Genomic DNA, 20005 nt, shown 5'->3' with positions numbered 1-20005 from the left:
AGACGTCCCGTCAGGCCGGCGATCTCGGCCCCTCGGCTGGGTCTTCGGCCCGCGCTCTGTTACGGAGTCCTACGACTGCCGCCAGTGCGCTCAGTGCCATGAGGACTGCGGCGATGGCGTAGCTACCGCCGACTGCTCCGGCAAGCTGGGTTTCGAGCACGGCGCGGGCGGGTGGATCGAGGGCGAGCATCGCGGCGAGCCCGCGGGGGTGTCCTCGTGCTCCAGGTCGCGCACGGCCACGGTCATGGACGGCATCAGGGTGGCACCGGAACCGACGCCGAGAACGGCCGCCGCGGCTGCGATCATCGGGTACGAAGCGCCGCTGGTCGTGGTGATCAGTAGTGCAACGCTTCCTAGCAGGCCCAATGTCACACCGGTGAACACGATGCGTGTTGGTGGCACTCGGTCCACCAGTCGGGTGGCGATCTGCAGAGTCGCTCCGACGGCGAGAGCCATCGGAATGGTGATGCTGCCGGCCAGGGCTGCGGGGTCGCCGCGGACGCCCTGGACGTAGATCGGCAGGATCGACATCGATCCGAAGTAGGCGGCACCGAAAAACATCAGCACGCCCAGGCCAGCGGCGAGAGGTCGGTGGCGCAGCAACCGCACCAGTGGGGCATCGATGCGCAGGGCGCGGACGACGAACGCAGCGAGGAGCAATGGAGCGTCCCGCCGACGCTCAGTGCTGGAACGGGCGGTCGCGGCGGGCGGTGTGCAGCGTCGCCGCCCACCAGACCAGTTCGCGCAACGCCTCGTCAAAGGCTTCTCCCGTGCCCGGCGGCGGGGTGAAGCCGTCGTCGCCGATGTCGTTCCACGGGGCACGCAAGCCGACGGCACGCCGGGTGGTCACCACATGCAGATCGGCGAAGACGCCGCGCAGATGCTCGGTGGCCAGCAGGCCGCCGTGCACCCCGTACGAGAGCACGGTGGCCGCCTTGAACATCCACTCGCCGTAGTGCCAATCGATCGCCCGCTTCAAGCCGGCCGGGTAGCTGTGGTTGTACTCGGGGGTGGCGATGACGTACCCGTCGGCGCGCTCAATGCGGTCGGCGATCGCTGAGCGGGGACCGCCGCCCGGCGCCCAGAACCGGGACCAGTTCCGGCATGTGCGCACGGAACAGCGCCCCGAACACGATCCGCGCCCTCCGGAGTCCGGCCTTCCTCGGTCAGCAGGCCCTCCATCTCCTGCCACAGGCCCCGAGCGTAGGCGGCCCACCGCCCGTCGCCGCCGTCGCCGACCTCGATCGCCTGAAAGGTCTTGTGCTCCTGCCGCATGGCTGCCACTTCCCCCGTGAGAATCGGCCAAGGTCTATTACGGGCACGGCTGCGAGCTTGCGACAAATCAGTCCAGACAAGTTTGCGCCCCTCCGACCTGGGTCCGGTTACGGGCTGTCAGCGGCCGATGGAACCGTCGATCTGTTCCCGAAGGATGTCCGCGTGGCCGGCGTGCCGGGCCGTCTCCTCGATCATGTGCACGAGCACCCAACGCATGGTCGGCGGGTCGGTCTCGCGAAGGGAACGTGTCCCCGGACGGGACAGGTCCGGACAACCGCGCACGATCTCGTTGGATCGGGCCACCGCGGCTCGATAGGCGGCTATGAGTTCCGCTGCGGTTTCCGCGGCGTCCGGTGGTGCCTGGTCGTCTGCCAGGGTCACGCCCTCACCGAGGTAGGCCCAGACGAACCAGTTGCGTTCCACAGCGGTGAGGTGTTTGACGATGCCGAGCAGGCTGGTGCCGGACTTGACCCCGGCCCGGCGGGCATGCTGGTCATCGACACCTAGCGCTTTGGCAACCACGGCCTCGCGCAGGTAGTCGAGAAAGGCGACCAGGGTGGTTTTCTCGTCGGCTTCGATGCTCGGCGGGCGAAGATCGCCCCGGGGCGCAGAAGCTGGCACTCGCCAACCCTACGCTCACGGGAGCCACGCCTGCCGGGTCTGTGCCGCCGGGAAGCCGCATACAACGAGGTCGAACGGCCGTGCGGCGTCCACGAAGCCGATCCGTGTCGCGGCCCCACGTGATCGCCTCGACAGGGCGGAAACCTCCGCCCACATACGACTAGGCATGGTGGCAGCAGCGCACGCTGGCGCAGTTCGGTGCGCTGCGACTCACAGCCAGTCGTGTTCCCGGGCGTAGCGCGCGGCCTCGTGGCGGGTGTGGGTCTGCGTCTTCTGCATCGCGCTGGAGAGATAGTTGCGCACGGTGCCCTGCGCGAGGTGGAGCCGGGCGGCGATGTCGGCGACCGAGTAGCCCTCGCTGGTCACCCGTAACACGTCGAGTTCCCGCTCGGTGAGTGGGCAGTCGTCGATGATGGCGAGCGCGGAGACGTCCGGGTCGATCCACCGGTGGCCTTGGTGCAGGGTGGTGATGACCGTGGCGATGTGCGCCGGTTCCGCGGATTTGCTGACGAAGCCCTGGACGCCGAGCTTCAACGCCCGGCGCAGCACGCCCGGCCGGGCATGTCGGGTCAGCATGAGGACCACCTGCTCCGGTCGGACGTGGCGGATCTGCGTGATGGCGCCCAGGCCGTCGACACCGGGCATCTCCAGGTCGATGACCAACACGTCGGGCTGGAGGCGCAGGGTGGCCTCGACGGCGCTCTCACCGTTCGAGGCTTCGGCGACGACGGTGATGTCGCCTTCGAGTGGCAGCAACGCGGCCAGCGCCTTGCGGAGCAGTGCCTCGTCGTCGGCGAGCACGATGTTGGTCATCGATCGTCCTTCCGCTGCCCGCCGGAGGGCACGTCGGCCCGGAACGGCGGGAAGCTGGCAGCCGTCAGAAACCGTCCGTCCTGCTGTTCCACGGTCAGCTCGCCGCCCTCACCTGCCACCCGTTGCCGGAGTACGGAGAGCCCTTTGAGCTCGGGTAGCGCGTCGCCGCGTACACCGTCGTTCACGATGGCGATGCCGGACTCGGAAAGCGTGATCTGCACCTGGGTGGCCTGCGCGTGTCTCAGGATGTTCGTCGTGGTCTCGCGGAGGACCTGACCGAGCAGTTCACTGTTGCGCGGACCCACCTCGGCCTCCCGGGTCACCCGGACCCGGATACCGGCGGCCTCGAAGAGGTTCTTCGCGTTCTCGATCTCCGCCGAGAGGTTGAGCCGGCGTTGCGCGTACGCCAACTCCTTGGTCTGCGTGATGGTGTCACTGACCAGGGCGTACGTCTCACGTAGTTCCTTCTCGGCCTGCTCGGCGTCGCGGAGTACCAGCTTCTGGGCCAGCGCGATCTTCAACTTGACCACGTGCAGCGTGTGGCCCTGGATGTCGTGCAGATCGCTGGCGAAGCGGACACGTTCGCGGATGACCGCGAGTTCCGCCTCGCGTTCCCGGGCGTGATCGAGTTCCCGGATGAGGTCGTAGAAGCGCTCACCGACGACCGTCAGCACGGTCACCGCGATGGTGAGGGCCGTCGGGACGAGGACGTAGCTGATCAGGACGCCGCGTACGTCGTCCTGCTGCACCAGCAACCGTGTCGCGCCGACGGTGGCGACGTAGGCGAAGATCCCGGCCGCCGCCAGCGCCCGACGGCGCGGTACCTGGCGTAGGGCGAGCGACCCCACCGCGCAGAAACCCCAGTAGGCGTTGGGGCTGCCGGTCAGCAGAACCCCGAGCGGCCACACCACGGCAGCGACGATCAGGCATGGTCGGGCGACCCGGGCTAGGTCGTCCGCCGTCCAACGCTCGAAGGCCACCAGCGCGGCCACGGCACCGGGTGCCAGGACGATGAGGTGCCACCAGGTGTGCACGTCGACGGCCAGGAGGACCACCGAGGCGAACACGACCGGCGGGAGTGACATCACGAGATTGAGCCGGCGCAGGCGACTCTGCGTCGTCTTGGTGAAGGCCGGTGAACTCGAAGTCACCTGCCCAGTATTCTGCCGATCGGGCTCGGCAGGCAGTGACACCACGTCACATGGGGTCATGACATGACGCCCCTGAACGACCGGCGCGACCGCTGCTGTCATTGGGGCATGTCCACCACACCAGTCATCGAAGTCGAACGTCTCAACGTCAAGTACGGCGACTTCCACGCCGTAAAGGATCTTTCCTTCGAGGTTCGGCGCGGCGAACTGTACGCGCTGCTCGGCACGAACGGAGCGGGAAAGACCTCGACTCTGGAGACCATCGAGGGGCACCGGAGACCGAGCTCCGGCACCGTGCGCGTCTTCGGGCGCAGCCCGGTCGAACGCGACGTGGTACGTCCCCGGATGGGCGTGATGCTCCAGGAGAGTGGTTTCTCCCCGGATCTCACGGTGCGTGAGTCGGTCCGTCTGATCGGCAGACTTACCCGGCGTACCGACGACGTCGACCGGGTGCTCGACCTCGTCGACCTGACCAGCCGGGCCGGCCGGAAGGTTGCCCAGCTCTCCGGCGGGGAGAAACGGCGGTTGGATTTCGCCACCGCCGTCTACGGCACCCCGGAGCTGATCTTCCTGGACGAGCCGACCACCGGCCTGGACATCCAGTCACGGGACCACCTGTGGGCGACCGTGGACCGGCTCCGCGAGAACGGCTCGACCATCGTGCTCACCACGCACTATCTGGAGGAGGCGCAGCAACGCGCCGACCGGATCGGGCTGATGCACGACGGCACCTTCTACCGCGAGGGAACGATCTCCGAACTGACCCGTACCCTGCCGGCCGTCATCCGCTTCGCGCTGCCACCGGCGGCACCGGCGTTGCCGTTGCACTACGTCATGGACGGCGACGGCAAGGTGGCGATCGAGACCTTCGGCCTCCAGAAGGACCTGCACACCCTGCTCTCCTGGGCGCAGGAGCACGCCGTGGAGTTGCGGGACCTGGAGGCCGGAGCCACCCGACTCGACAACGTGTTCCGTTCGATCAGCAGCTGACTGGTCTCCGAGAGGATCTGCCATGTTTTCCATCGCTTTCAGTGAGTTGATCCAGCTTTTCCGCAACCGGCTGGTGCTGATCACCAGCTTCGTCATCCCGGTCGTGGTCTCCGCGTACTTCGTCCGCCAGCACGAGACCTTCGCCGACCTCGGCAGCCTCGGCTACATCGCGGCGATCGTGCTGTTCACCGTGGCCGCGTTCGGGCTCTACACGACGACCGTTACCACCCTGGCGTCCCGCCGGCAGAACCTCTTCCTCAAGCGGCTGCGCTCCACGGCCATCGGGGACTCCGGCATCGTCGCCGGGCTGCTGTTGCCCGCCACGGTCGTCGCCGTGGTGCAGGTGGTCGCGATCCTGACCGCGTTGGCCATGGTGGCCGGCGGACCGGCCAACGTTCCCCTGCTGGTGGTGGCGGTGCTGGCGAGCCTGGCCATGATGATCGGTCTGGGCCTGGCCACCGCCGGCCTGACGAACTCGCCCGAGCACGCCCAGGTCACCACCCTGCCGGTCACCCTCGGCGTGATCGCCGTGACCAGTTGGGTCGGCATCAGCGGCACCGAGAACCTCACCCTGCTCAAGCGACTGCTGCCCGGTGGTTCCGCCACCGAGCTGGCGATGAACGCCTGGAACGGCGGTGTCGCCGTGACCGACTCCCTGCTCCTGCTGGCACCGACACTGGGCTGGGTGATCGTCGCCGTCGTGCTGGCCAGCCGCCTGTTCAGCTGGGAACCCCGCCGCTGAGGCGACAGGCGCGTCGCCGTTGACCTCGACCGTCCGTTCAACCAGGCACATGGCCCGAAGACGTACGACGAAGGAGCTGCCGTGACCACCGAGACGAAGCAAACCGGCACGCCGACTCTGGTGGAGGACCTCCTGCTGCTGCTGTTCCAGCCGAGGTCGGGCAGTATCGCCGGAGAGAACACCCTCTTCTACGTCCTCGCTGGAGCCGTACTCGCGAATCTTGCTCTCAACGGTCAGGTGGCAATGGCGGACCGGCGCAAGGTGAGGGTCGTCGAGGGTCGTGCACCGTCGGATGACCTGCTCCGGTCGGCGTGGGACTACCTCTCCGCGAAACCCCGAGGCGTGCAGACGGTACTCGCCGCGATCGGCCCCGAGCTGCGCAAGCCGGTGTTGGAGCGGCTCATCGAACGCGGCGACATCACCCGAGAGGATCGTAAGATGCTCGGCCTGTTCCGTACGACAGCGCTGCGCGACGGTGGCAGCGGACGCCGCGCGCGCCTGCTGGAGCAGGTCCGGCAGGTCCTCGTGGCCGGCGCGGAACCGTCGGCCCGGGTGGCCGCGCTCGCGGCGCTGCTGTCGAGCAGCGGAACCCTGCCCGAGTTCGACCGCGACATCCCCTGGACCTCACGCGTGGTCACCCGCGCCAAGGAACTGGAGCAGGGCAACTGGGGAGCCGGTGCCGCAGCGGAAGCCGTGACACGGACCATGACCGCCACGGTCGTCAACAGTGTCGTCGCCGCCACCTCGGTGACCCCTCGAAGCTAGGACGTCTGCCGATGCCGTGGGCGGGTCAGCGGGCGGGGGCCACTTCGACGACGCTCATCCCGGTGTTCGATAGGTCACCGTGGTGACCAGGTTGTAGAAGCCTGTCCCGGCGTCGGTGGGGATCGCGCTGGTGCTGACGGGGCGATGGCCGGGCTCGCTGGAGGTGCGGACCGTCTCGGCCTTGAAGGTGGCCGGTCCGGCGGGCCCGGCGCTCGACTCCATCGCGGCCTTCAGCGCCTCCACCGTCGCGAACGGTCCGGTCAGCTCCGCTTCCAGGTCGACCGGACGTGGTGGCGTCGTGGACTGCTCACCCGACTCTTCGACGATCCAGTGCAGGGTGAACATCTGCCCCGGGGCGTACAGCCTGTCGATGTCTGCGGTCTCACAGCAGGTGTACGTCACCGGCGGAGCCATCGGTGTCTCGGTGCGTACGGTCACGCACCCGGTCAGGGGTGGCACGACGAGACAGGCCACGAGCCAGGCGCGGGACAGCTCCATGCCGGGGACCGTAGGTCCAGGTGGCAACGGCCTGTCCGGCCCGCCCGGCTGGGCAACGGGTGCGATCTCCACCGTCACTGGGTGGCTTCCCGTGGAGTTGACCGTGGTGGACGGCACCCGGGCAGAAGGCCGCCACGGGCAGTGCGGTCGCGGTCACTCGTGAGGTTTGTCCCCCGGTGACCCGGGTACCGCCCACCGAGCGTCGGAGAGCAGTGGAGGCCCGGAGATGGAGAGTCGGCTCAAGATCCTGGGGCACCCCGTCCACCCGATGCTGGTGATGTTTCCGTTCGCCCTGCTCGTCACCGCCGTGCTCTTCGACGTCATCGACACGGTCGGCGGGCCGGACTTCCTCGGCGAGGTGGCGTACTGGAATCTCACCGTCGGCCTGATCGGTGGTCTGCTGGCGGCGGCAGCGGGCACGTTCGACCTGTTGGCCATCCCTTCGGGCACCAGGGCCAAGCGGGTGGCCCTCACCCACGCCGCCGCGAACGTCGCGGTGATCCTGCTCTTCGCCGCCGTCTGGGCGGTACGCCTCAACGCCGACTCGCGGGGTGCGGGCGGGGCGTTGATCGCGATCGAGGTGGTGGCGATCGGCATCCTCGGCGTCAGCGGTTGGCTGGGCGGTGAACTCGTCGACCGCCTCGGTGTCGGGGTCGACCGCGACGCGGGCCTTGACGCGTCGAGTTCACTGCGGCCGGCGGCCGCCAGTCAACGGATGGGAGATCTGCGATGACCAAGCCGGGACGCGGTTGGCGGGGCGGGCAGCAGGGCTGGGATCCGATGGGGGAGTTGCAGTCGCTGCGGGCCGAGCTGAGTCGGCTGGTCGGCGGTCGGCCGGGCCCACCCGAGGTGGAGTTGGGTGAGACCAACGACGGCTGGGAGGCGATCGTCCGGCTGCCCGGTGTCGCCCCGGAGGAGGTCGCGGTGGAACTCGACGACCGCGAGCTGTGCGTACGGGCGCGGACGGAGGCCGAGGTCAACGCCGACCACGGGATTCCGGGCGGGTTCGAGACCCGGGGTTTCGAATACCGCATGCAGTTGCCGTCGCGGGTGGACCCCGATGGCATTGACGCGGTGATGGATCACGGTCTGCTGCGGGTACGTCTACCCCGGGCGCACCAGCCCGCGCCGCGCACCATCACCGTCGGCCGCACCGGGCCGCGCTCCGCCGACCGTTCCGGCGGTACGCGGGGCAGCCTCGACCCGGCGGCGGACCGGGAACTGCACCAGCCGGACGTTGTCGCCGACGACTCCGACAGGTAGCGCCTCCGGTGGCACCGGCACTGCTGGAGGAGGCCGCCGAGCGGGTGCCCGACGTGGCCCGGATCGCCGTGCTGCGGGCCAACGCGCTCGGTGACTTCATCTTCGTACTGCCCGCGTTGGAGGCGCTGCGGGCCGCGTACCCCCGGGCGGAGATCGTGTTGCTCGGCGCGCCCTGGCACGCGCAGCTGTGGCGCGATCGGCCGGGCCCGGTGGACCGGGTTCTGGTGGTGCCGCCCGCCCCGGGGATCCGGACGGCGACCTCGGGTGAGTCCGAGTCCAGCATGGTCGACTTCCTGGCCGCCGCCCGCGCGGAACGCTTCGACCTGGCGCTGCAACTGCACGGCGGCGGTGCCAACTCCAACCCGCTGGTGGCGGCGCTCGGCGCCCGGGTCACCGCGGGCCTGCGGGCCGAGGACGCGCCGCCGCTGGACCGCTGGCTGCGCTACGTCTACTACCAGCACGAGGTGATCCGCTACCTGGAGACGGTGGCTCTGGTGGGTGCCGCCGCCACCACGATCACCCCGAGGCTCACGGTCACCGACGCCGACCGGGCCGAGGCGCGGACGGTGCTCGGCGAGCCGCAACGGCCCCGGGTGGCCCTGCATCCCGGCGCGACCGACACCCGTCGTCGGTGGCCCGCCGACCGCTTCGGGCAGGTGGCCCGGACGCTGCACGCCGACGGGTACGAAATCCTGGTCACCGGCACCCCTGCCGAGCAGGACGTGGTCGACCAGGTCGTGGCGACCGCCGGTGTGCCGGTCCGGCCGCAGGTGGGCACGCTCAGCCTGGGTGGGCTGGCCGCCTGTTACGCGGGCTGTGAGCTGGTGGTCTCCAACGACACCGGCCCGCTGCATCTCGCGGCTGCCGTCGGCACCCCCACCGTCGGCGTCTTCTGGGTCGGCAACCTGATCACCACCGCTCCCGTCCTGCGTGGACGGCACCGGCCGATCACCTCGTGGACGGTGCACTGCCCGGTCTGCGGCGTGGACTGCACCCCCGGCATCTACCCGCACCGCCCGGGTGACGGCGACTGCCCGCACCGCGACTCCTTCGTCACCGACGTGCCGCTGGCCGAGGTGCTCGAAGCCGCCCGCGAACTCCTGCTCCGTTGAAAGGAAGGGCACCTTGTTAACGCCTGGTGTATAGGAAGGGGCCCTTGCTAACCAACGCGCCCGCGTGCTCAGGCGTCCGGGTCGGCGAGGACGACCTCCCACGCCTCCACGTCGCGTTCGGTGACGGTGGTCGGTGACTCCAGGTGGTACGCGCCGCTGGGCAGTACGCCGGCACCACCGTGGCGCGCCAGCACGGCGAGCTGTGCGGCGACGTCCTCGCCCTGATGCCGGGTCGGCACCCGCTGCCAGAAGTCGAAGCCGCCGGAGTCGACCAGCTTGGCCCGGTCGTAGAGCACACAGCCGCCGACCCAAGAGACCCGGTACGCCCGCCACTCGCCCGCCGTCAGGCGCAGCGACGCGGTCACGTGCAGCAGGTTCGCCGCGGAGTGGATCTGTGCCCGGTCCCATTCGGGGGTGCTCGGTCGGATCCGTTCCGGCGTGGGCCGACCCACCCACTCCTGGTAGTGCCGGTGCGTTTCCGGCCGTACGTCGTGCAGGTAGGACAGCCCGTGCACCGCGTTGCCGACGAAGCCGCAGCCCAGCTCGTCGATGGCGGTCACCATTCGGCGCAGTGTCCCCGGTTCCAACCAGACGTCGTCGTCGAGGAAGAGCACGTACCGGGCGGCGGAGTGGGTGAGCAGGAAGTTGCGGTGTTCGGCGAGCCCTCGTCGGGGCAGCCGCCGGGTCAGCAGCACCGGATGTCCTCGGTGCCGCAGCGCCCGGACCATGGTGGCCGCCGCCGGGTGGGCGTACCCGGGTTCGCCGTCGGACTGGTCACTGACCACCACACCGAACCCCGGCACCCCCTCCTGGGCGGCGAGCCCGGCGAGGGTGACGGCGAGTTCGGTGGGGCGGTTGCGGGTGGGGACGAGCACGTCGACCTGTCGGTCTACGCGGAACTGCGCGGGCGTACCGGCGTCGAGGGGTCGGTTCACGGTGCCTTGCCGGTCAGCGGTGGCGTGTCCGCACCGGTCGTGGTTGTCGTGCCGGGGATCTGCACCCCGGACGCGGGCACCGTCGGCCCGGTTTCCGTACCGGTCACGCCGTCCTGACCGTGGGCGCGGATCCGGTCGATGATGGCCGAGGTGGAGCGGTCCGGCACGTATCCCAGGGTGCGTACCTGGCCGCCCAGCCGCTGCACCAGCGGTGCCTCCGGCACCAACTCGGGCGGATAGTCGCCGCCCTTGACGTAGATGTCCGGCCGGACGGCCTCGATCAGGGTGGCTGGCGAGTCCTCCTCGAACACCACCACGTGGTCGACGCAGGCCAGCGCGGCGAGCAGGGCGGTGCGGTCCTCGATCGGGTTCACCGGCCGGTCGGCTCCCTTCAACCGGCGTACGCTGCCGTCCGAGTTGACCGCCACCACCAGCAGGTCGCCGAGCGCGCGGGCCTGTTCCAGGTACCGCACGTGCCCCCGGTGCAGCACGTCGAAGCAGCCGTTGGTGAACACGATGGAGCGTCCGGCTCGCCGGTGCTCGGCGACGATCTCGGTCAGGGACCGGGTGTCGACCAGCACCTGCCGGCCGTCGGGTGTCGGGCGGCCCAGCGCGGCCAGCAGGTCCTCGCGGCGGCAGACGCAGGTGCCGGTGCCGGCGACGGTGCTCGTCGCGGCGAGCTGGGCCAGTTGGGCGGCGGTGGACAACGGAGCGTCGGCGGCCAACGCGAGGGTCATCGCCGCCAGGTACGCGTCACCGGCGCCGACGGTGTGGCTGGCCGGCACGGGTGTGCTGTGGCTGCGGGCGGGCGTACCGTCGGCACCGCCGACCACCGCCCCTTCGGTGTCCAGGGTCACCGCCACCACGTCCGCGCCGGTGTGGGCGCGCAGTTCGGCGAGCCGGGACTCGGCCAGCACGGCCCGGTCCACGCCCGCCCCCGCCTCGGCGTTCACGGTCACCCCGGTGCCGGTCACGCTGAGCCCGTCGCGGGTCAGCGCCACCCGGCTCTCGCCGGGGGTGGGTTCACCGATGGGCCCGTCGGTACGCCGCATCCCGGCCCCGCCGGGGGCGGTTCCCACGGTCAGTTCGGAGGGCCCGTCGGCCGGGTCGACCTCGGGATGTTCCAGGTGCAGCTCATGGCCACCGGTCGGCGTGCTGTCGTCGGTCGGCGAGGCGGTGGCACCGGCCGGGTCGGCGGGAGCGACCGGCTGCGTGGTCGACGCGACGGTGCCCGCGCGGGCGAGCAGCCGGGTGGCCTCCGCGAAACTCGGCGTCACCACGGTGGGCGCGAGCCCTCGCCAGTCGGCGAGGTCGTGGGCGTCGAGCGCGACCGTGGCGTACCGGTGCCGGTTCTCGACCAGCCAGGCGCGGACCGGCGCGGGCAGCGCACCGAGGCCGTAGTCGCAGACCACCAGGGCGGGGACTTCGCCTCCACTGGCCGCCCGCAGTTCCTCGCTCGCGCAGTCCAGGGCGGTCAGCAGGCAGTCCACTCCCACGTCGCTGAGCGGGTCGTCCGGGTCGCCGGAGTCCTCCCGCAGCAGGATCTGGTCGTCGGCCAGCATTCGGCGTTTCACCGGCGTCGGGCGTCCGGGTTGGCTGACGGTACGGTCCCAGACTCCGGCCCGGTCGAGACAGTCGTGCAACTCGTCACCGGCGGCGTCGGCGCCGACGGGTGCCACCAGCACCGAGCGTCCGCCCAGGGTGGCGATGTTGACGGCGGTGTTGGCGGCGCCGCCCGCCGCCGAGATGCGGCGACGCAGGGTGAGGACCGGGGCGGGGGCCTCCCGGCACAACCGGTCGGAGTCGGCGAACCGCCACTCGTCGAGCATGGCGTCGCCGATCACCAGGACCGGACGCCCGAGCCAGCTCTGCACGACGTCGGCGAGCCGGACCTGTTCCGCTGCTGCTCGTGCCATGCCGGCGGTTCCCCTCCGGTCGGCGGGGTCAAACCTGCCGACCGGGCACCTGCTGGCCGCGACGTGCGGTGGGCCACCGCCGCGCCGCGTTTCGTGACGTCGGCGGCGGGAACGGTTGTGGACGAACCCCCGGAGAGGAGTACGAGATGGCAGCGACGTTGCAGGGTAAGCGGGTCGCCTTCCTGGCCGCCGACGGTGTGGAGGAGGTCGAGTACGTGCAGCCGCGTCAGGCCGTCGAGCAGGCCGGCGCGACCGTCGAACTGGTGTCGATCAAGCCCGGAAAGATCACCTCCTTCGAGCACCTCGACCCGTCCACCACGTACGAGGTGGATGTCAGCGCCGCCGACGCGGACCCCGCGCGGTACGACGCGCTGGTGCTGCCCGGCGGGGTGGCCAATCCGGACTTCCTGCGTGCCGACGCCGACGCGGTCCGGTTCGTGCGGTCCTTCTTCGATGCCGGTAAGCCGGTCGGGGTGATCTGCCACGGCCCGTGGACGCTGGTCGAGGCGGACGTGGTGCGGGGTCGCCGGATCACCAGTTGGCCCAGCCTACGCACCGATCTGGTAAACGCCGGTGCGCAGTGGGTCGACGAGGAGGTGGTGACCGACAACGGGTTGGTCAGCAGCCGCAAGCCCGACGACCTGCCGGCCTTCTGCGCCAAGATCGTCGAGGAGTTCGCCGAGGGACGGCACTGAGTCCTCCGGTGGCTTCGCCCGCCTGGGTGAAGCCACCGGCGGCTGCGGCGTCACTTCAGGATCAGGCGGTTGGTCTGCTCGAAGACGTCGAGGTCGGCCAGGGTTTCCGGAACGCTGGCCGAGAGCGGCTGGGGCAACGCCTCGCGGTGGAAGAAGCCCGCGTCGATGGTCTCGTCGGTGACCCTGGTCAGCCGACCGTCCCACTCCTCGACCCGGAACGCGGTGGTGAAGATCTGGTAGGTGTGGCCGTACATGTTGGTGTGGGTACGGTCCGGGCCGGTGTAGAGCGCGAAGGCGCTCACCCGCAGCGCCCGTAGCCCGGTCTCCTCGCGTACCTCCCGCACGGCGCAGTCCGCGATCGACTCGCCCAGTTCCATCGCGCCCGCGGGCAGCGCCCACTGGCCGTTGTCGGAGCGGCGGATCAGCAGGACACGTGCCGAGTTGTCCCGCACCACGGCCCGCGCACCGACGAACATCAGCGTCCGGTCGCCAGCCAGGGCACGCAGTTGCCCGACGTACGAATCAGCCCAGGAGATGCTCACCCGGACAATTTACGGGGGTTCCCAACGTGTGACCGGCGACACTACTTTGTTACCCATGCGTAGCACGATGATGGACGCCCCCCTTCAGGTCTCCCGGATCCTCGAACACGGCGCCACCGTGCACGGCACGGCCGAGGTGGTGACGTGGACCGGCGCCGAGTCACGACGCAGCACGTACGCGGAGGTCGGCCGAGACGCCGCCCGGCTCGCCCACGCCCTGCGGGCGGAGTGCGGGGTGACCGGTGACGAGCGGGTCGCCACCTTCATGTGGAACAACACCGAGCATCTGGTGGCGTACTTCGCCGTGCCCAGCATGGGCGCGGTGCTGCACACGCTGAACATCCGGCTTTTCCCCGACCAGGTCGCCTACATCGCCAACCACGCCGAGGACCGGGTGGTGCTGGTCGACTCGACGCTGATCCCGCTGCTGGCGAAGTCCCTCGGCGCCATGACCAGCGTGCGGCACGTGGTGGTGGTCGGTGGCGGCGACTCCGCACCGCTGGTCGCGGCGGCCGGTGACCGGATCACCGTGCACCACTGGGACGCGCTGCTGGCCGGGCGGCCGGAGACGTACGACTGGCCTGAGGTGGACGAGCGCGACGCCGCCGCCCTCTGCTACACCTCCGGCACCACCGGCAACCCCAAGGGCGTCGCCTACTCGCACCGCTCGATCTACCTGCACTCGTTGCAGATCTGCCTGCCGGAGGGGTTCGGGCTGGCACCGACCGACCGCGAGTTGGCCATCGTGCCGATGTTCCACGCCATGTCGTGGGGGCTGCCGTTCGCGGCCTTCCTCTCCGGCGCGTCGCTGGTGATGCCGGACCGCTTCCTCCAGGCCGCGCCGATCGCCGAGATGATCGCCGCCGAGCGGCCGACCCTGGCCGGGGCGGTGCCGACCATCTGGACCGACCTGCTGGCGTACCTGGACCAGAGTGGCACCGACGTCTCCTCGCTCAAGGAGGTGATCGTCGGTGGGTCGGCCTGTCCGCCGTCGTTGATGCACGCGTTCGACGAGCGACACGGCATCGACGTGATCCACGCGTGGGGGATGACCGAGATGTCGCCGCTGGGTTCGGTGGCACGCCCACCGGCCGGAGCGGTCGGGGAGGACGCCTGGCGCTACCGCTACACACAGGGTCGGGTGCCGGCGGGGGTGCGGGCCCGCATCGTGGGTCCGGCCGGGGAGCCGCTGCCCGCCGACGGCACCTCCGTCGGCGAGTTGGAGGTCCGTGGGCCGTGGGTCACCGAGCGGTACGTCGGTGACGACGCGCCGGACCCGGAGAAGTTCCGCGACGGCTGGCTGCGGACCGGGGACGTGGGGACCCTCTCGGCGGACGGGTACATCACCCTCACCGACCGCGCCAAGGACGTGATCAAGTCCGGTGGCGAGTGGATCTCCTCGGTGGAGTTGGAGAACGCGTTGATGGCCCATCCGGCGGTGCTGGAGGCCTGCGTGGTGGGCGTACCGGACCAGCGGTGGGACGAACGGCCGCTGGCGACGGTGGTGCTCCGGGAGGGCGCTTCGGCGACCCCGGAGGAGCTGCGCGACTTCCTGGCCGGGTCGGTGGCGCGCTGGCAGTTGCCGGAGCGGTGGGCGTTCATCGAGGCGGTGCCGAAGACCAGTGTCGGCAAGTTCGACAAGAAGGTGGTGCGCGCCCGATACGCCGAGGGTGACCTGGATGTGCGGGAACTGGCCACGCCGTAACGTTTTTCGGCGCATCATCGCCATTGGGAGTAGTGGCCTGCATAGACCTCTCTCCGGTGGGCGGCCCCGGCGTTCGCACCGCGCCGGGGCCGCCCGTTCCTTTGCGGGGCGACCCGCAAAGCCAGTATTGCGAAACTTGTTCGCCTCTGTCCGGCGGACGGCGAAAAACTCCCAGGTCAAACCGCCTGCCTAGCCGGCGGCGTTGAGCAGCACCTTGCCCACCGCCGCGTCCTCCACCGCCTGATGCGCGTCGGCGGTCGCCGACAGCGGGTAGCAGTGCAACGGCAGACCGGCCTCCTCACCCACCCGGATCCCGCCCTGTGCGGCAGCCGCCGCGACGTCCACCAACGCCTGCGCCTTGGCGGCCTTCGGCATGGTGTAGACCAGCACGAACTGCCAGCGGGCATTCGGTGCCATCAGCGGGCGGATCGGCAACGTCACCTCGTCGCCACCGTCGTCGGCGTAGACGCAGACCACCCCACCCGGGCGCAGCAACTGGACGTCGGTGGCGACGTTACGCGCGGGCGAGACCTCCACGATCCCGTGCACCCCGTCGGGTGCGATCTTGCGGACCTCCTCCACCACGTCCTGTGCGCGGTAGTCGAAGACCGCCGTGGCACCGGCCGCCGCAGCCAGCTGAGCCTTCTCGGGGCTGCTCACCGTGGCGATCACGCAGGCGTCGGCCCAGGCCGCCAGTTGGATCGCCGCGTTGCCCACCGCACCGGCTCCGCCCTGCACCAGCACCGTGTGGTCGCTGAGCGCACCCGGGCGCAGGCTCTTCGGCAGATACTCCCCGGCGGTCAGGCACCGGTGCGCGGTCAGGAACGGAATGCCCAGGCAGGCCCCCAGTTCGAAGGAGGCGCCGCCGAGGCGTACCGCCTGACGGACCGGCACCACGGTGTACTCGGCGGCGGTGCCCCAGGGACGCTGCCAGGCGGCCTCCCAGAGCCAGACCCGCTCGCCGATCAACTCCTCGTCGACGCCGGTGCCGACCGCCTCGATCACCCCGGCGCCGTCCTGGCCGGGCGTCTGCCAACCGGCCGGCAGTGGGCCCTGCCGCCGCGACTTCCAGTCCGTCGGATTCACCCCGGCCACCGCGATCCGCACCAGCACCTCACCCGGACCGGGCTGCGGCACCGGCCGCTCGACCAACTGGAGCACGGAAGGGTCACCGGTGCGCTCGTACACGATCGCCTTCATGCCACCGACCGTAGGCGGGCCGGAGACCGTCCGGTGGCGGTTCAGCCCAGCCGGTCGACGACCTCCGGGGTCAACTCGTCGATCGACTCCAGCACCGTCGCGGCCAGCCGTCGAGCGTCGGCATCCAGCGGGTACGCCCCGTGTGGCACCGCCACCACCGCCATCTGCGCGGCAGCCGCCGAACGCACTCCGTTGGAGGAGTCCTCCACCGCCACGCAGCGCGTCGGGTCGAGGTCGAGCCGCCGCGCCACGGTCAGGTAGACGTCCGGTGCCGGCTTGCCCCGCTCGGTCTCCTCGGTCGACAGGGTGGTGCGGAAGGCGTCGGTGAGGTCGGTGGCGGCCAGCGCCGCAGCGATCAGCCGGGTCGGCGAGGAACTGGCCAACCCCAGCGGCCACCGCTCGGCCAGCCTGCGGACCACGTCGACCGCGCCGTCGATCACCGGCACCCGGGCGGCGTACCGGCGGGCCATCTCCTCGACCACCTCGGCGGCGACCTGGTCGGCGGTGCGCCGTACCCCCAACTCGTCGCTGAGGTACCGGGCCCACTCGCCGGTGCTCATCCCCATCAAGCGGCGTTGGGTGTCGTCCTGCCAGACGCCGCCGTGTTCGGCGACGTACGCCCGCCGAACCTCCTCCCACACCGGCTCGGAATCGACGATCACACCGTCAAGGTCGAAAACCACCCCGTCCACCGTCACACCCCCATCCTCCCCCGCCCGCGTTGATCAAGAAGTTTGCGTCGGGGACAGCGATCAAAAATGACGAAAACTTCTTGGTCAACTTGTCAGGGGTGGGAGGCCGATGGGGCTGCCCGGCGGGATCACGGTGTGGGCGGCGCGGGCGATCGGGTCGAGCAGCTCGCGCAGGCGACGCGTCCGGTCGGGGCCGAGCGCCACCCAGGGGCGGGCGGCGGCGAGGTCGGTGGCGTCCTCGATCGCCTGGAAGGCAGCCCGCCCATGCTCGGTCGGCTGTTCGTCGGCGTCCAGCCAACCACGGGCGGTCAGCCGCTCCCGAGCCTGCGCCCACTCCTGCTCCGACCAGCCCCGGCCGAGCAGGTTGGCCGGGGACATGTCGACCGCGACCCGCCAGGCCAGCGTCTCCACCGGGTCGAGGTCGGCGGCGACCAGTGCCGCCACGTGCCCGTCGCCCCGATGCTCGCGCAGCGTCGTGGCGGCCTGCCAGAGCCGGGCGAGCGGGTACTCACCGCGCGGCAGTGCCGCATTCGCCGCCCCGAGCACCCGACCGGCCGTCGCGAGCCCGTCGGTCGCCGCCTCAAGCAGGTCGGCGGCCTCCACGAGGTGCCGTTCCGGCAGCTCGTAGGTCAACTCGGCGAGTGCCTGCACCGCCCCGGTCAGCCGGGCACGCAGCGCCTGGTCCGGTTCGGCCAGTTGCCACACCGCTGGCAGCGCCCGGCTCACCATGTGCGGGGCGAAGCTGTAGAAGGCGGCGATCACCGGAGCCGGACCGGTCGGCCCGAGCGGGGCGGCTCGACCGGCGAAGTATCCTCGCCAGTAGCCGCGCAGCCCGACCGCCTCGTAGGCGGCACGGGCGCGCGGATGGAAATAGGTGACGGCGTGCACCGGTTCGTAGTGCGTCCACATCGACCGGGCGGTCCGCCCCTCGGCGTCCTCTGCCGTCACGTGCACCTCCGCGTTTGCTTCGACCAGCGCCCGGGTCGATGCCCGGGACGCCGGTCGAACCTACTGCCGGTCGGTGACCGTCCGGAAGCCATCTGTGGTGAACGGCATCGATGTTTCTGGCACCCCGGCCTCGGGCCACGGAGGCCACGGGCCACGGAGGCCTCGGGCCACGGAGGCCACGGGCCACGGAGGCCACGGGCCACGGAGGCCACGGAGGCCTCGGGTCGAGCGTCACTCGGCGCCGAGCACGTCCACCACGAAGCGCAGCGGGCCCGCCGGACGGCCGCCGCCACCCTCTCCGTACGCGTCCTCGGCCGGGATGTCGAGCTGCACCCGGCTGCCCACCGTCACACCCACCAGGCCCTTGTCCCAGCCGGGGATGACCTTCCCGACCCCGATCGGGAAGGTGGCCGGCTGCCCGCGCTCCCATGAGGAGTCGAACTCCTCGCCGCTCTCGTAGAACACCCCGACGTAGTTGGTGGTGATCGACTGACCGGCCTGGACCTTCGGCCCGGTGCCCTCGATCAGCGGGGTCACCGTCAGCTTGGCCAGCTTGCCCTCGCCGCCGGTGACGGTCGGCTTGCTGCCCAGGGCCGGGTCCGCGCCCTCCGGCAACTGCGGCGCGGGCGGCTCGTTGGCGGTCTCCGTGGGAGTGGACGGCGTGCCGGCGGCCTGCTCGGGGGCGTCGTCACCACCGCGCTGGCCCACCATCACGAACACGGTGATCAGCACCGCCACGACTGCGATCGCGGCGAACGCGCCGGCCCAGGCCTGCCGACGGCGCTTCGCCTCCGCTGCCTTCTGAGCCGCCAACTGCTCGGCCAGTCGACGCCGCGACTTGGTCTCCTGCTCGCTCACGTCCTCGACTCCCTGCTGAGAGGTGTGGGGGTGGTCCGGCCACGGGCAGCCGTCGCCGACACACGGTACCTGGTATCGGACGCACTTCCGACCATCGATGGCCCACGGATAAGCGGTGGTCGCGTCGATCGTGACGTCCGGGTCACTCCGGGGCCGCCGGGAGTCGTGTTCGCGCGGGCCGAGGTAGGGAATCGCCGGGATTAGGCGGACTTGCGCGGAGTGGCCTTCTTGGTGGTTTTCTTCTCCGCGGTCTTCTTGGCCGGTTGGGCCTTCTTGGCGGTGGTCTTCTTCTCTGCGGGCTTCTTCGCGGGCGCCTTCTTGGCCGGTGCCTTGGCGGCCTTCTTCTCCGCCGCCTTCTTCTGGGCCGAGCGCGCCGACGAGATCGGGGTGGGCTCCGCGCCCCCACCGGCCGGTGCCTCGCCGCGGGCCGCCCGCGCCCGCTCCACGGACGCCTTGAGTGCGGCCATCAGGTCGACCGCGGCGGCGGGGGCCTCCTCCGCCTCCTCCGGCTGGACCACCTCGCGGCCCTCCACCTTCGCGTCGATGACCTCCTGCAACGCCGCCCGGTAGTCGTCGGTGAACTCGTCCGGATGGAAGTCTCCGGCCATGGAATCGATCAGCGAGGTGGCCATCGCCAACTCCGGCGGCCGAATCTTCAGATCCTCGTCGAGGAACCCGAAATCCGGCTTCCGGATCTCGTCGGGCCAGAGCATCGTGTTCAGCAGCAGCACGCCGTCGCGTACCCGCAGGGTGGCCAACTGCTCCCGCTGGCGCAGCGCCACCTTGACGATTGCCACCCGCTCCGAGTCGGTCAGCGCGTTCCGCAACAGCAGGTAAGGCTTGGTCGCGGTGCCCTCCGGCTCCAGGAAGTACGCCTTGTTGTAGAGGATCGGGTCGACCTGCTCGGCCGGCACGAACTCCAGCACGTCGATCGCGTGGGATGTGCTCAACGGCAGTTCGGCGAAATCCTCGTCGGTGAGGATGACCATCTCGCCGCCGCCGAGGTCGTAGCCCTTGGCGATGTCGTCGTAGCTGACCTCCTCGCCGCAGACCTGACAGGTGCGCTTGTACCGGATGCGCCCGCCGTCGGCCCGGTGCACCTGGTGGAAACGGATGTCCTTCTCCTCGGTTGCGGAGTACAGCTTGACCGCGATCGAGACCAGGCCGAACGACACGGCACCTTTCCAGATGGCCCGCATGCTGCGCTCCCTTCCCCGGTATCGACCATGCTCGCATCACAGCGAACCGGGCGCGAGGTGTTCTGCCTGCTACTACAGTCGTTCT

General features: G+C 70.5%; 22 protein-coding genes. 8 read left to right on the top strand and 14 right to left on the bottom strand.

Annotated features, from left to right (window positions below; translation table 11 throughout):
* Positions 1-90 precede the first annotated feature (90 nt).
* From ACLQ2S_RS06375 to ACLQ2S_RS06355, 5 genes are all read right to left on the bottom strand, one after another.
* Complete coding sequence (locus ACLQ2S_RS06375) at positions 91-759, bottom strand: MFS transporter (RefSeq protein ID WP_425701313.1); 669 nt, start codon at positions 757-759, stop codon at positions 91-93.
* Complete coding sequence (locus tag ACLQ2S_RS06370; RefSeq protein ID WP_425701312.1) at positions 680-1114, bottom strand: NADPH-dependent FMN reductase; 435 nt, start codon at positions 1112-1114, stop codon at positions 680-682. Before ACLQ2S_RS06370 ends, ACLQ2S_RS06375 begins: the two co-directional genes overlap by 80 nt.
* 278 nt (positions 1115-1392) lie before the next feature.
* Complete coding sequence (locus ACLQ2S_RS06365; protein WP_425701311.1) at positions 1393-1896, bottom strand: DinB family protein; 504 nt, start codon at positions 1894-1896, stop codon at positions 1393-1395.
* 210 nt (positions 1897-2106) lie between these two features.
* Positions 2107-2709 carry a response regulator gene (locus ACLQ2S_RS06360; RefSeq protein ID WP_425701310.1) on the bottom strand — a complete coding sequence of 201 codons (603 nt, stop codon included), beginning with the start codon at positions 2707-2709 and terminating at the stop codon, positions 2107-2109.
* Positions 2706-3860 carry a sensor histidine kinase gene (locus ACLQ2S_RS06355; RefSeq protein WP_425701309.1) on the bottom strand — a complete coding sequence of 385 codons (1155 nt, stop codon included), beginning with the start codon at positions 3858-3860 and terminating at the stop codon, positions 2706-2708. The genes ACLQ2S_RS06360 and ACLQ2S_RS06355 overlap by 4 nt, the downstream gene beginning before the upstream one ends.
* A gap of 108 nt (positions 3861-3968) precedes the next feature.
* Here ACLQ2S_RS06355 and ACLQ2S_RS06350 point away from each other — a divergent pair, with 108 nt between their 5' ends.
* From ACLQ2S_RS06350 to ACLQ2S_RS06340, 3 genes are all read left to right on the top strand, one after another.
* Positions 3969-4850: an ABC transporter ATP-binding protein gene (locus ACLQ2S_RS06350; protein ID WP_425701308.1), complete on the top strand. Its 882-nt coding sequence runs from the start codon at positions 3969-3971 to the stop codon at positions 4848-4850.
* A gap of 22 nt (positions 4851-4872) precedes the next feature.
* Positions 4873-5592 (top strand): hypothetical protein, encoded by a 720-nt coding sequence (locus ACLQ2S_RS06345; RefSeq protein ID WP_425701307.1) that lies wholly within the window; start codon positions 4873-4875, stop codon positions 5590-5592.
* 81 nt (positions 5593-5673) lie between these two features.
* The gene (locus ACLQ2S_RS06340; protein WP_425701306.1) at positions 5674-6357 is read left to right on the top strand and encodes a GOLPH3/VPS74 family protein; all 684 of its coding nucleotides are present in this window, start codon (positions 5674-5676) and stop codon (positions 6355-6357) included.
* 54 nt (positions 6358-6411) lie between these two features.
* On the opposite strand, the gene ACLQ2S_RS06335 is transcribed toward ACLQ2S_RS06340, so the two are convergent.
* Positions 6412-6855 carry a hypothetical protein gene (locus ACLQ2S_RS06335; RefSeq protein ID WP_425701305.1) on the bottom strand — a complete coding sequence of 148 codons (444 nt, stop codon included), beginning with the start codon at positions 6853-6855 and terminating at the stop codon, positions 6412-6414.
* A gap of 226 nt (positions 6856-7081) precedes the next feature.
* Between ACLQ2S_RS06335 and ACLQ2S_RS06330 the strand changes: the two genes are divergently transcribed.
* The 3 genes from ACLQ2S_RS06330 to ACLQ2S_RS06320 are packed head-to-tail and all read left to right on the top strand — an operon-like array spanning position 7082 to position 9230.
* Entirely contained in the window at positions 7082-7588 is a 507-nt protein-coding gene (locus tag ACLQ2S_RS06330; RefSeq protein ID WP_155217423.1) for a DUF2231 domain-containing protein, read from the top strand.
* Positions 7585-8118 (top strand): Hsp20/alpha crystallin family protein, encoded by a 534-nt coding sequence (locus ACLQ2S_RS06325; protein WP_425701304.1) that lies wholly within the window; start codon positions 7585-7587, stop codon positions 8116-8118. The genes ACLQ2S_RS06330 and ACLQ2S_RS06325 overlap by 4 nt, the downstream gene beginning before the upstream one ends.
* Positions 8119-8126: 8 nt before the next feature.
* Complete coding sequence (locus ACLQ2S_RS06320; RefSeq protein ID WP_309223154.1) at positions 8127-9230, top strand: glycosyltransferase family 9 protein; 1104 nt, start codon at positions 8127-8129, stop codon at positions 9228-9230.
* A 68-nt stretch (positions 9231-9298) separates the two neighbouring features.
* Here ACLQ2S_RS06320 and ACLQ2S_RS06315 read toward each other — a convergent pair whose 3' ends face one another.
* Together ACLQ2S_RS06315 and rfaE2 are read right to left on the bottom strand one after the other, a co-directional pair.
* Positions 9299-10165 (bottom strand): glycosyltransferase, encoded by an 867-nt coding sequence (locus tag ACLQ2S_RS06315; RefSeq protein WP_309223155.1) that lies wholly within the window; start codon positions 10163-10165, stop codon positions 9299-9301.
* The gene (gene rfaE2 / locus ACLQ2S_RS06310) at positions 10162-12081 is read right to left on the bottom strand and encodes a D-glycero-beta-D-manno-heptose 1-phosphate adenylyltransferase (RefSeq protein WP_425701303.1); all 1920 of its coding nucleotides are present in this window, start codon (positions 12079-12081) and stop codon (positions 10162-10164) included. The genes ACLQ2S_RS06315 and rfaE2 overlap by 4 nt, the downstream gene beginning before the upstream one ends.
* 146 nt (positions 12082-12227) lie before the next feature.
* On the opposite strand from rfaE2, the gene ACLQ2S_RS06305 reads away from it, so the two are divergent.
* Positions 12228-12776 carry a type 1 glutamine amidotransferase domain-containing protein gene (locus tag ACLQ2S_RS06305; protein WP_155217429.1) on the top strand — a complete coding sequence of 183 codons (549 nt, stop codon included), beginning with the start codon at positions 12228-12230 and terminating at the stop codon, positions 12774-12776.
* Positions 12777-12826: 50 nt separating this feature from the next.
* Here the strand turns inward: ACLQ2S_RS06305 and ACLQ2S_RS06300 are convergent, their stop codons facing one another.
* Complete coding sequence (locus tag ACLQ2S_RS06300) at positions 12827-13318, bottom strand: NUDIX domain-containing protein (protein WP_309223156.1); 492 nt, start codon at positions 13316-13318, stop codon at positions 12827-12829.
* Positions 13319-13388: 70 nt separating this feature from the next.
* Here ACLQ2S_RS06300 and ACLQ2S_RS06295 point away from each other — a divergent pair, with 70 nt between their 5' ends.
* The gene (locus tag ACLQ2S_RS06295; RefSeq protein WP_196222520.1) at positions 13389-15023 is read left to right on the top strand and encodes a fatty acid--CoA ligase; all 1635 of its coding nucleotides are present in this window, start codon (positions 13389-13391) and stop codon (positions 15021-15023) included.
* A 189-nt stretch (positions 15024-15212) separates the two neighbouring features.
* Here ACLQ2S_RS06295 and ACLQ2S_RS06290 read toward each other — a convergent pair whose 3' ends face one another.
* The 5 genes from ACLQ2S_RS06290 to ACLQ2S_RS06270 form a co-directional block, all read right to left on the bottom strand.
* Positions 15213-16223 carry an NADPH:quinone reductase gene (locus tag ACLQ2S_RS06290; protein WP_155217433.1) on the bottom strand — a complete coding sequence of 337 codons (1011 nt, stop codon included), beginning with the start codon at positions 16221-16223 and terminating at the stop codon, positions 15213-15215.
* Positions 16224-16264: 41 nt separating this feature from the next.
* Positions 16265-16921, bottom strand: a complete 657-nt coding sequence (locus ACLQ2S_RS06285; RefSeq protein WP_309223157.1) for an HAD family hydrolase — start codon at positions 16919-16921, stop codon at positions 16265-16267.
* Positions 16922-16999: 78 nt separating this feature from the next.
* A complete protein-coding gene (locus ACLQ2S_RS06280; RefSeq protein ID WP_155217716.1) occupies positions 17000-17824 on the bottom strand; it encodes an SCO6745 family protein in 825 nt (274 codons plus the stop codon).
* A gap of 270 nt (positions 17825-18094) precedes the next feature.
* Entirely contained in the window at positions 18095-18721 is a 627-nt protein-coding gene (locus ACLQ2S_RS06275; protein WP_425701302.1) for an FKBP-type peptidyl-prolyl cis-trans isomerase, read from the bottom strand.
* Between the two features lie 200 nt (positions 18722-18921).
* Positions 18922-19920, bottom strand: coding sequence for a Ku protein (locus ACLQ2S_RS06270; protein ID WP_425701301.1), 999 nt, complete (start codon positions 19918-19920; stop codon positions 18922-18924).
* Between the last annotated feature and the right edge of the window lie 85 nt (positions 19921-20005).

Origin of the sequence: Micromonospora sp. DT48, from assembly GCF_049844495.1 — a bacterium.
Lineage (GTDB): Bacteria > Actinomycetota > Actinomycetes > Mycobacteriales > Micromonosporaceae > Micromonospora.
The sequence above is the reverse complement of the archived record's forward strand: the minus strand, read 5'-3'. Positions and strand labels throughout refer to the sequence as shown.

Bases quoted from the DNA above. Each gene is read 5' to 3' on its own strand.
- ACLQ2S_RS06335 (WP_425701305.1), bottom strand. From the start codon at position 6,855: ATGGAGCTGTCCCGCGCCTGGCTCGTGGCCTGTCTCGTCGTGCCACCC.
- ACLQ2S_RS06270 (WP_425701301.1), bottom strand. From the start codon at position 19,920: ATGCGGGCCATCTGGAAAGGTGCCGTGTCGTTCGGCCTGGTCTCGATC.
- ACLQ2S_RS06345 (WP_425701307.1), top strand. From the start codon at position 4,873: ATGTTTTCCATCGCTTTCAGTGAGTTGATCCAGCTTTTCCGCAACCGG.
- ACLQ2S_RS06330 (WP_155217423.1), top strand. From the start codon at position 7,082: ATGGAGAGTCGGCTCAAGATCCTGGGGCACCCCGTCCACCCGATGCTG.
- ACLQ2S_RS06360 (WP_425701310.1), bottom strand. From the start codon at position 2,709: ATGACCAACATCGTGCTCGCCGACGACGAGGCACTGCTCCGCAAGGCG.
- ACLQ2S_RS06350 (WP_425701308.1), top strand. From the start codon at position 3,969: ATGTCCACCACACCAGTCATCGAAGTCGAACGTCTCAACGTCAAGTAC.
- rfaE2 (WP_425701303.1), bottom strand. From the start codon at position 12,081: ATGGCACGAGCAGCAGCGGAACAGGTCCGGCTCGCCGACGTCGTGCAG.
- ACLQ2S_RS06305 (WP_155217429.1), top strand. From the start codon at position 12,228: ATGGCAGCGACGTTGCAGGGTAAGCGGGTCGCCTTCCTGGCCGCCGAC.
- ACLQ2S_RS06290 (WP_155217433.1), bottom strand. From the start codon at position 16,223: ATGAAGGCGATCGTGTACGAGCGCACCGGTGACCCTTCCGTGCTCCAG.
- ACLQ2S_RS06295 (WP_196222520.1), top strand. From the start codon at position 13,389: ATGGACGCCCCCCTTCAGGTCTCCCGGATCCTCGAACACGGCGCCACC.
- ACLQ2S_RS06325 (WP_425701304.1), top strand. From the start codon at position 7,585: ATGACCAAGCCGGGACGCGGTTGGCGGGGCGGGCAGCAGGGCTGGGAT.
- ACLQ2S_RS06280 (WP_155217716.1), bottom strand. From the start codon at position 17,824: ATGTGGACGCACTACGAACCGGTGCACGCCGTCACCTATTTCCATCCG.